The 8,333-nt window shown below is 52.4% G+C and carries 5 protein-coding genes and 1 pseudogene; 4 read left to right on the top strand and 2 right to left on the bottom strand.

Translation table 11 applies throughout. From position 1 onward, the window contains the following. Positions 1-564 (top strand): GGDEF domain-containing protein (locus AC1HCM_RS05915; RefSeq protein ID WP_479460846.1); only part of this gene is annotated, 564 nt, incomplete at its 5' end. Between the two features lie 12 nt (positions 565-576). Further along, positions 577-3,357, top strand: coding sequence for an excinuclease ABC subunit UvrA (gene uvrA, locus AC1HCM_RS05910; protein ID WP_479460845.1), 2,781 nt, complete (start codon positions 577-579; stop codon positions 3,355-3,357). Here the strand turns inward: uvrA and AC1HCM_RS05905 are convergent. Next, a complete protein-coding gene (locus tag AC1HCM_RS05905; RefSeq protein WP_479460844.1) occupies positions 3,354-4,391 on the bottom strand; it encodes a GGDEF domain-containing protein in 1,038 nt (345 codons plus the stop codon). The genes uvrA and AC1HCM_RS05905 overlap by 4 nt on opposite strands. Positions 4,392-4,417: 26 nt before the next feature. On the opposite strand from AC1HCM_RS05905, the gene AC1HCM_RS05900 reads away from it, so the two are divergent. Both AC1HCM_RS05900 and AC1HCM_RS05895 read left to right on the top strand, forming a co-directional pair. Beyond that, entirely contained in the window at positions 4,418-5,527 is a 1,110-nt protein-coding gene (locus AC1HCM_RS05900) for an amidohydrolase family protein (protein WP_479460843.1), read from the top strand. A 27-nt stretch (positions 5,528-5,554) separates the two neighbouring features. Then, positions 5,555-8,131, top strand: a complete 2,577-nt coding sequence (locus AC1HCM_RS05895; RefSeq protein WP_479460842.1) for a putative bifunctional diguanylate cyclase/phosphodiesterase — start codon at positions 5,555-5,557, stop codon at positions 8,129-8,131. Here AC1HCM_RS05895 and AC1HCM_RS05890 read toward each other — a convergent pair. Further along, a pseudogene (locus AC1HCM_RS05890) lies at positions 8,121-8,333 on the bottom strand (LPS export ABC transporter ATP-binding protein); the annotation flags it as partial. The gene AC1HCM_RS05895 and the pseudogene AC1HCM_RS05890 overlap by 11 nt on opposite strands.

The raw sequence follows: 8,333 nt of genomic DNA, 5'->3' as shown, positions 1-8,333 counted from the left end.
TTAGCCTTCATATTTTCTTTCATAGTTAAGGAGGAGCTTGAGAAGAAGAGGCTCCTTGAAAGGGCTACAAAGGACCACCTCACAGGTCTTTACAACAGGCTCTTCCTTGAGGAGGCGCTTGAGAGGGAGATAAACAGAGCCAAGAGGTACGGCTTTCCCCTCTCACTCATAATGCTTGACCTTGATGACTTCAAGTCGGTGAACGACAGGTACGGGCACGATGTGGGAGACAAGGTTCTCGTTAAGTTTGCACAGGTTCTTAAGAAGAACGTCAGGAGCACGGATATACCCACAAGGTATGGAGGGGAGGAGTTCGTCGTCCTTCTACCTCACACGGGACCCGAGGAGGCGCAGAGGGTCGCCGAGAGGATAAGGTCAGCTTTTGAGAGGACTACCTTCAGGTTCAACGGGGAGGTCTTTAGGCTCACGGTCAGTGCTGGTGTGGCTTCCTGCTATGCGGAGGGGTGCAGCACAAGGGAGCTCCTTCTCATGGCTGATAAAGCCCTCTATGGGGCAAAGAGAAGTGGTAAGAACAGGGTGGAAGTGTTCTCCCATGCCACATAAATTAATAAGATTATGGACAGGATAATCATCAAGGGAGCACGCCAGCACAACCTCAAGAACATTGACCTTGAGATACCAAAGAACAAGTTCGTGGTGATAACGGGACCCTCAGGTTCGGGTAAGTCCTCCCTCGCCTTTGACACCATATATGCGGAGGGGCAGAGAAGGTACGTAGAGAGCCTCTCCTCCTATGCAAGGCAGTTCCTCGGCGTTATGGAGAAACCCGAGGTGGACCTGATAGAGGGGCTGTCTCCCGCCATAGCCATTGACCAGAAAACAACCTCCAAGAACCCTCGTTCAACGGTTGGAACCGTCACGGAGATATACGACTACATGCGGGTTCTCTGGGCTAACATCGGCAAGCCCCACTGTCCTGTGTGCGGAAGGCTCTTAGAAGGGCTCTCAGCCCATGAGATACTTGAGCACGTCTATGAGAAGTACAGGGGAAGGAGGGTGATGGTTCTCGCTCCTGTCGTGAGGGGTAAGAAGGGGGAGTTCAGGGACCTCTTCAGGGACATAGACAGGATGGGCTACACAAGGATAAAGGTTGACGGGGAGCTCAGGAGGATAATTGACGTCCCTCCCCTTGAGAAGAACAAGAAGCATGATATAGACATAGTTATTGACAGGTTCACCCTTGAGGAGGAGGAGAGGGCGAGGCTCCTGACAGACATAGAGAAGTCCTTAGAGCTCGCAACGGGGCTCGTGAAGATAGAGGACGTTCAGAGCGGTAGGGAGGAGCTCTTCAGCGAGAAGCTCGTCTGTCCCGACCACGGCTTTACCATACCCGAGCTCTCCCCCAGGCTCTTTTCCTTCAACTCCCCCTACGGAGCCTGTCAGAGCTGTAAGGGGCTCGGTGTAAAGTGGGAGATAGATGTAGGCATGCTCGTTGATGAGGATGAGCCGGCTGTAAATGCCTTCAGGATCGCTGACTCTGCTCTCTTCAATTACATCAAGTTCCCAGTGGCAAACCTCCTCAGAAGGCTCGGCTACAACCCGAGGACGAGGTTCAAGGACCTGCCCGAAAGGGTAAAGAAGGTACTCCTTTATGGCTCCGATCAGGAGATTGAGTTTGAGGGGATAATACGTCACTTGGAGAGGCGCTTCCTTTCCGAGGACTCGGAGAGGGTCAGGGAAGAGATAGAGGACTACATAGTTGAGAAGCCCTGTCCTTCCTGCGGTGGCTCAAGGCTGAGGGACGAAGCCCTTGCGGTTCTTATAGAGGGAAAGAACATATGGGACATAACCGACCTGCCCGTCGGAGCCGCCCGCTCTTGGATGGAGGAGCTACCAAAGAAGCTACCCAAGAGGGACCTCCTCATAGGCGAGAGGCTCATAAAGGAGATAGCCCAGAGGCTCGGCTTCCTGGTTAACGTCGGTCTTGACTATTTATCCCTCTCAAGGAGTGCCACTACTCTCTCGGGCGGGGAGATGCAGAGGATAAGGCTCGCAACCCAGGTTGGCTCAAAGCTAACAGGCGTTCTCTACGTTCTTGACGAGCCCTCAATAGGACTTCATCCCAGAGACACGAGCAGGCTCATAAACACGCTGAAGGAGCTGAGGGACATAGGCAACACTGTAATAGTTGTGGAGCACGACCCGGAGACGATAGAGTCCGCTGACCACATAGTTGAGCTCGGTCCCGGAGCCGGCAAGAACGGTGGGGAGGTGGTAGCAGCCGGAGACCTTGAGGAGATAATGACCAATCCCCGATCGCTGACGGGGGCTTACCTATCGGGAAGGAAGGAGATACCAGTTCCCAGCAAGAGGAGAACACCGAAGGGAAAGTATGTCAGGATCGTGGGTGCAAAGGAGCACAACCTCAAGAACATAAACGTTGAGATACCAGTAGGTCTGTTCGTGTGCATAACGGGTGTGTCGGGAAGCGGAAAGTCAACCCTCATATACGATGTTCTCTTCAGGTACGCAAAGTCTCACTTCTACGGCTCAAAGGAACAGTATGGGAAGGTGGAGAGGATTGAAGGGCTTGAGCACTTTGACAGGGTGATAAACGTTGACCAGTCACCGATAGGAAGGACCCCCCGAAGCAACCCCGCTACTTACACCAAGGTCTTTGACCAGATAAGGGACCTCTTTGCCAACACTCCTGAGGCTAAGGCGAGAGGCTACAAGCCGGGGAGGTTCTCCTTCAACGTCAAGGGTGGAAGGTGTGAAGCCTGTCAGGGAGAGGGGGTGATAAAGGTGGAGATGCACTTCCTCCCACCGGTCTATGTGACCTGCGATGTATGTAAGGGAAGGAGGTACAACAGAGAGACCCTGGACATTCTCTACAAAGGAAAGAACATATCCGAGGTCCTTGACATGACCATAGACGAGGCGTACGAGTTCTTTGAGAACATACCCTCCCTCAGGAGAAAGCTTCGGCTTCTCAGGGACGTCGGGCTCGGTTATCTTAGGCTCGGACAGCCGGCACCGACCCTTTCGGGAGGAGAGGCACAGAGGATAAAGCTCGCGAGGGAGCTCTCAAAGAGGGAGACTGGAAGGACCCTCTATCTCCTTGATGAACCGACTACAGGTCTTCACATGGACGACATAAGGAAGCTCATAGATGTCCTCCAGAGGCTCGTTGACAGGGGCAACACCGTGGTTGTGATAGAGCACAACCTTGACGTTATAAAGTGTGCGGACTGGATAATTGACCTCGGTCCCGAGGGTGGTGAGAGAGGGGGTGAGGTGGTAGCGGTCGGTACACCCGAGGAGATAGCGGAGGTTCCCAACTCTTACACGGGTATGTATCTGAGGAAGTATCTTAAGAAAGAGGAGGTGGCTTAGCCTACGACCATGTTCTTCCCCTGCCTCTTGGCTGTATAGAGGTTCTCGTCCGCAACCCTCATCAGCTCCTCAGGAGACTCGGTATCGGGTGTAGCCTCAGCCACGCCGAAGCTCGCCGTAGGGCTTATCTTCCTTCCCTCATACTCAACGGAGTAATTGGCTATGACCTTCCTGAGCCTCTCAGCCACCATCAGGGCTTCTTCCCTCGTTATGCCCGGCAGAATTATCGTGAACTCCTCTCCTCCTGTCCTCGCAGGGACGTCCTTAGCCCTCAGGTAGTTCCTGAGTATATTTCCTATCTCCTTTAGGACCTTGTCTCCCGCAAGGTGTCCGTAGGTATCGTTTATCTCCTTGAAGTTATCAAGGTCTAACATTATCACCGAGAAGGGATAGCCGAACTTCTTGAAGTCCCTGAAGAACTCGCTGAGAGCCCTCTCAAAGGACCTCCTGTTCCTTAGACCCGTAAGGGGGTCTATATTTGCCTCCTCCTTGACCCTCCTCAGCTCGTCCTTTAGCCTCTCTATCTCCCCCCTCTGCTCCTCAAGCTTCTGAATGAACTTCCTGTTGACGCTCTTGAGCCCCCTGACCTCGTTCATTATCCTGCTAAGAACCTTCTGTATGTCCTGAGCCTGAAGGGAGACAGCCATCTCCTCCAGCTTCTGCCCGCTCTCCGATATCCCCCTGTTGTGTTCGGATACGGACTTAAGAACCTGCTGTATCTCGTTGAAAAGGTCCTCCGCTATCCTCTCAACTACGTTGACGGACTCCACATCACCTTCTTGCTTGACCTGGTACAGGTCAAGGTATATATCAACGAGCTCGCTCTTGCTCAGGCTTAGGTTGTTCTCCTTTGCATAGCAGAATATCCTGAACCATCTATCGTAGTTCTGAGGAGAGGGTATTATCTTCTCCTTTGCCATGAAGGTGAGGACCTCCTTGACTATCTCCCCGAGCTCCCTGTACTCCTCCTCGTTCAGGGGCTGACCGCTCTCTATCTTCTCCCGCAGTCTGCAGTCAATGTCCCTTTTCACCATGTGTCTCCCCTACTTAATTTTAAACCATGAAGCTGATTGATGCCCACACCCATATGGAGCTCTTGGCTCTCAAGACCGTCCCCTTTGAAAGTATTCGGTCTGTTGAGGAGCTCGTTGAGTTTCTGAAAAGAAACGACGTGAGGATAGCCTGGGGGTGGGATGAGAAGAGGCTCGGAAGGGCAATAGAAGGAAAGGACCTCGTAGGTATTGAGAGGCCCGTTCTTTTGCTCAGGATGGACGCCCATGTGGGCGTGGCTAACAGAAGGCTGATAGAGGAGTTCGGGATAAAGGGAGGGGAGCTGTTTGATGAGGAGAGGGGCTACTTGAAGGAGTCTCTCCTGTGGGAGACCGTTGATAAGCTCAAGCCAAGGGGAAGTAAGATGAAGGAGCTCCTGAAGCGTGCCTGCATGAGGGCGGGGGAGATGGGCATAGCTGAAGTTCACGACTTCGTTGATTACGAGATAGCCCTTCACTACGTGGAGCTCTCTGGGGAGCTTCCCATCAGGGTGGTCCTGATGCCCTACTACGAACATTATCAGAGCGTAAGAGAGCTCCTGAAGGACAAGAAGTACGAAAGCATCTCCTTAGGATGGGTAAAGCTCTTCGTTGACGGCTCCGTGGGGGCAAGGACCGCCTACCTGAAGGAGCCCTACAGGGACAAAAAGGGATGGAGAGGGAACCTCTTCGTGAGCGCTGAAGGTATAGAAAGGGTCGTTAGGGAGCTTGAGGAGGAAGGACTCAGGGTTGCCCTTCACGCTATAGGGGACGGGGCTGTTGAAGAGTGCCTCAGAGCCTTTGAGAGGGCAGAGCCAAGGCTAAAGTACCACAGGATAGAGCACGCCCTCCTCATTGACAGGGAGCAGGCTATCAGGGCTAAAGAGATGAATCTTCTCCTCTGCCTGCAGCCGAACTTCCGGGATTTTTTCAAAGATACCTACATTGAGGCTCTTGGAGAAGAGCGCTTCAGGAGGATAGCTCCCCTTGATATGCTGGATAGCCTCGGCGTTGATATGGTCTTTGGCTCGGATATGATGCCCTTTGACCCCCTTTACATGCTCCGCTCCGCAGAGAGGGTGCTCGGCAGGGAGAAGGCTCTTTACTACTGCGGTGGCTGGGGTGATGAAAAAAGATACTGATTCTGTTATTATTTTCTTCCTTGCCGAATGAAGCTCTTCTCCTGGGTAAACAGGTTTATTGAGGGAAGGCTCAATATAAAGAGCTACCCTATAAAGGTAGTTCTCCTTTTTACCTTTCTGATATTCGTATCCATGTTTCTCGCCTTCCTCATTGACGTCACCCACTCGGTTAAGGAGGTAAGGAGTGAGATAGAGCTCGCCGCCGAAAGGGCTGCCATGTTCAGGACAACGGCTATAAGGGGTGTTATCCTTGAGATATTCAAGGCTGACATATCGCTGCTGAGCTCTCTTGAGAAGGACGGGGATGCTCTCACCCCCCTTCTGAGAGGCTTCCTGGAGTGCTACGGGGGTGAAGGCTTCCTGAAGGGGAAGGTTGAAAAGGGTAGGGTTGAGGAAGCTCTCAAGAGCTCTGGGAACAAAAATCTCTACTTCCATCTCTTCCCCGAGGACTGGCTTGGCATAGCTGTTGTCAAGCAAGGAGGTAGGAGCTACTTCTTCTGCCACAGGGTTCCCCAGATTGAGGGCATACTCTCAAAGAGGCTGGGAGCTATAGCCAAGTACGGAGCAGAGTTCTACTTTGGGAGGAAGCCCGATGTGGGGGAAGAGGACATCTTAGTCACTTACGAAAACAACTACTCCAACGCGAGCATGTACGTCGTGGTCCCCTATAGGAGTGTAATCTCAACCCTCATCGGGGAGAGGGTTCTTCTCTACTTCAGGCTTTACCTTTCCTTCATACTCTTCTTAGCGGTCTCCTACCTCTTCTGGGCAAGGCTCATAACCCACCCCATAAGCAGGCTCAGGGAAACGGTCAGCGAGCTTGAGAGGGGCAACTACGATGTGGACTTCTCGGACATGCTTGAAGCTAAGGATGAATTCGGTAGCATAGCCAGACTCCTGAAGAGCTTTGCGGACGAGACCCGTACGAGGTTGGACAAGCTTGAGCTCATCCTTGACACCGCCTTCACCAGTCCCAACTCCTCCGAAGAGGTTGAGGACTTTGTTAAAGAGGTCCTCTACAGGGTTGACAGCATATTCGGCTCAAGAGCCTCCCTCTTAATAGTGGAGGACACCGAGAGAGGGAAGCCCCTCTACTGGGTCAGCTCCGAAGAACAAGCTACCGAGGAGCTTCTGAGAGTTTACAGTGAGAAGAGGGGTGGATTTCCCGAAGGCTTTGACGAACCTATCTGTCTCAGAGAAGAGTTTGCGGGAAGGCGATACGCTACAGCCCTCTTCAGGGTGGACGAGTCAACGGTTGGAGGTGTTGTCCTCTCCCTGGAAAAGGAGCTTGACCCCATAAACGAAAGCTACCTCAAGGTTATATGCCAGCATCTCTTCAGCACCGTGAGGCTCACCCACCTTGCAACAACCGACCCCCTCACGAGGATAGCCAACAGGAGGATGCTTGGGCACGACCTTGAGAGGTATGGGAGGATAGCGAGGAGATACGGCAAGAACCTGAGCCTGATAATGCTGGACATAGACGACTTCAAAGGAATAAACGACACTTACGGTCACGTGGTCGGTGATGAGGTTCTCAAGAAGATAGCCTCGGTTTTGAAAACCAGCGTCAGGGAGAGCGATACCCTCTACAGATACGGAGGAGAAGAGTTTGCGGTTCTCTGTCCCGAAACGGACAAGAGGGGAGCCTACGAACTGGCGGAGAGGATAAGGAATAAGGTTAAGGAGACAAGCATTGAGCTTCAGGGCGACGGGCTGATATACGTGACCGTCAGCCTCGGAGTTGCGAGCTTTCCCGACGATACTGAGGATCCTCAGGAGCTGCTGAGCGTTGCGGACATAAGCCTCTACAAGGCAAAGAGGGAGGGAAAGGATAGGACCGCCGTTCTTGAGGGAAGAGAGGACAGGGAGAGCTTCCTTGAGAGGTTCAGGAAGGAGAGGGAGCTCAAGGAGTTCCTCCTGAAGGACTCAATCACCTACGAGCTTCAACCAGTCTATGACCTGAAGAAGGATACGGTCTTTGGATACGAGCTCCTCTTTAGGGTGGTTAATGGGGAGAGGCTCTACCCTATGGGAGCTTACATAAAGTACATAGAAGACATGAGCCTGATAGAGGAGGTTGACAGAAAAACGGTGAGGAAGGTTATCCAGCTCCTCCGAAGGAAAGACCTTCAGTCCTACTTCCTCCTGATAAACATATCCCCGAGGTCCCTTGACAGAGGCTCCATATTCACGGAGCTCAGCAGGATTCCCAAGCACCAGAGGGCGAGGGTCTTCGTTGAGATAACCGAGAGGGAAGACTTCCTCAATATGGATAGGGCGCTCTCCTCAATAAGGGAGCTCAAGGATATGGGCTTTGGCATAGTCATAGACGACTTTGGGAGCGGTTACTCCTCCATATCCCAGATGAGACGCTTCGTGAAGTATATAAACCTCATAAAGCTTGATGGCTCCTTTGTCAAAAACGCCTACAGAGACCCTTACAACAGGGCTATACTCATGGGGATAAAGGTTCTCACCGAGAGGCTGGGAATAGACCTGATAGCGGAGTTCATAGAGAAAGAGGAGGATCTCAGGGTAGTCAAGGAGCTTGGCGTAAAGTTCGGTCAGGGCTTCTACTTCAGGGGCAGGGCTATAGCCTGAAGTCCTCCCCAAGATAGGTCTTTCTCACTTCCTTCAGCTCTATTACCTCAGCCGGTCTTCCCTTGGCTATGACCCTACCCTCGGATATTATGTAAACCCTGTCCACCATGCTTATGGTCTCCCTCACGTTGTGGTCTGTCACGAGTATGCCTATGTCCTGATGCTTTAGGTTCCTTACCATGCTCCTTATATCGCTCACTAT

The organism is Hydrogenivirga sp., assembly GCF_056450045.1.
This window is presented reverse-complemented; position numbering and strand designations above follow the sequence as displayed.

Coding starts and splice junctions, on each gene's coding strand:
- AC1HCM_RS05895 (WP_479460842.1), top strand. CDS start 5,555: ATGAAGCTCTTCTCCTGGGTAAACAGGTTTATTGAGGGAAGGCTCAAT.
- uvrA (WP_479460845.1), top strand. CDS start 577: ATGGACAGGATAATCATCAAGGGAGCACGCCAGCACAACCTCAAGAAC.
- AC1HCM_RS05905 (WP_479460844.1), bottom strand. CDS start 4,391: ATGGTGAAAAGGGACATTGACTGCAGACTGCGGGAGAAGATAGAGAGC.
- AC1HCM_RS05900 (WP_479460843.1), top strand. CDS start 4,418: ATGAAGCTGATTGATGCCCACACCCATATGGAGCTCTTGGCTCTCAAG.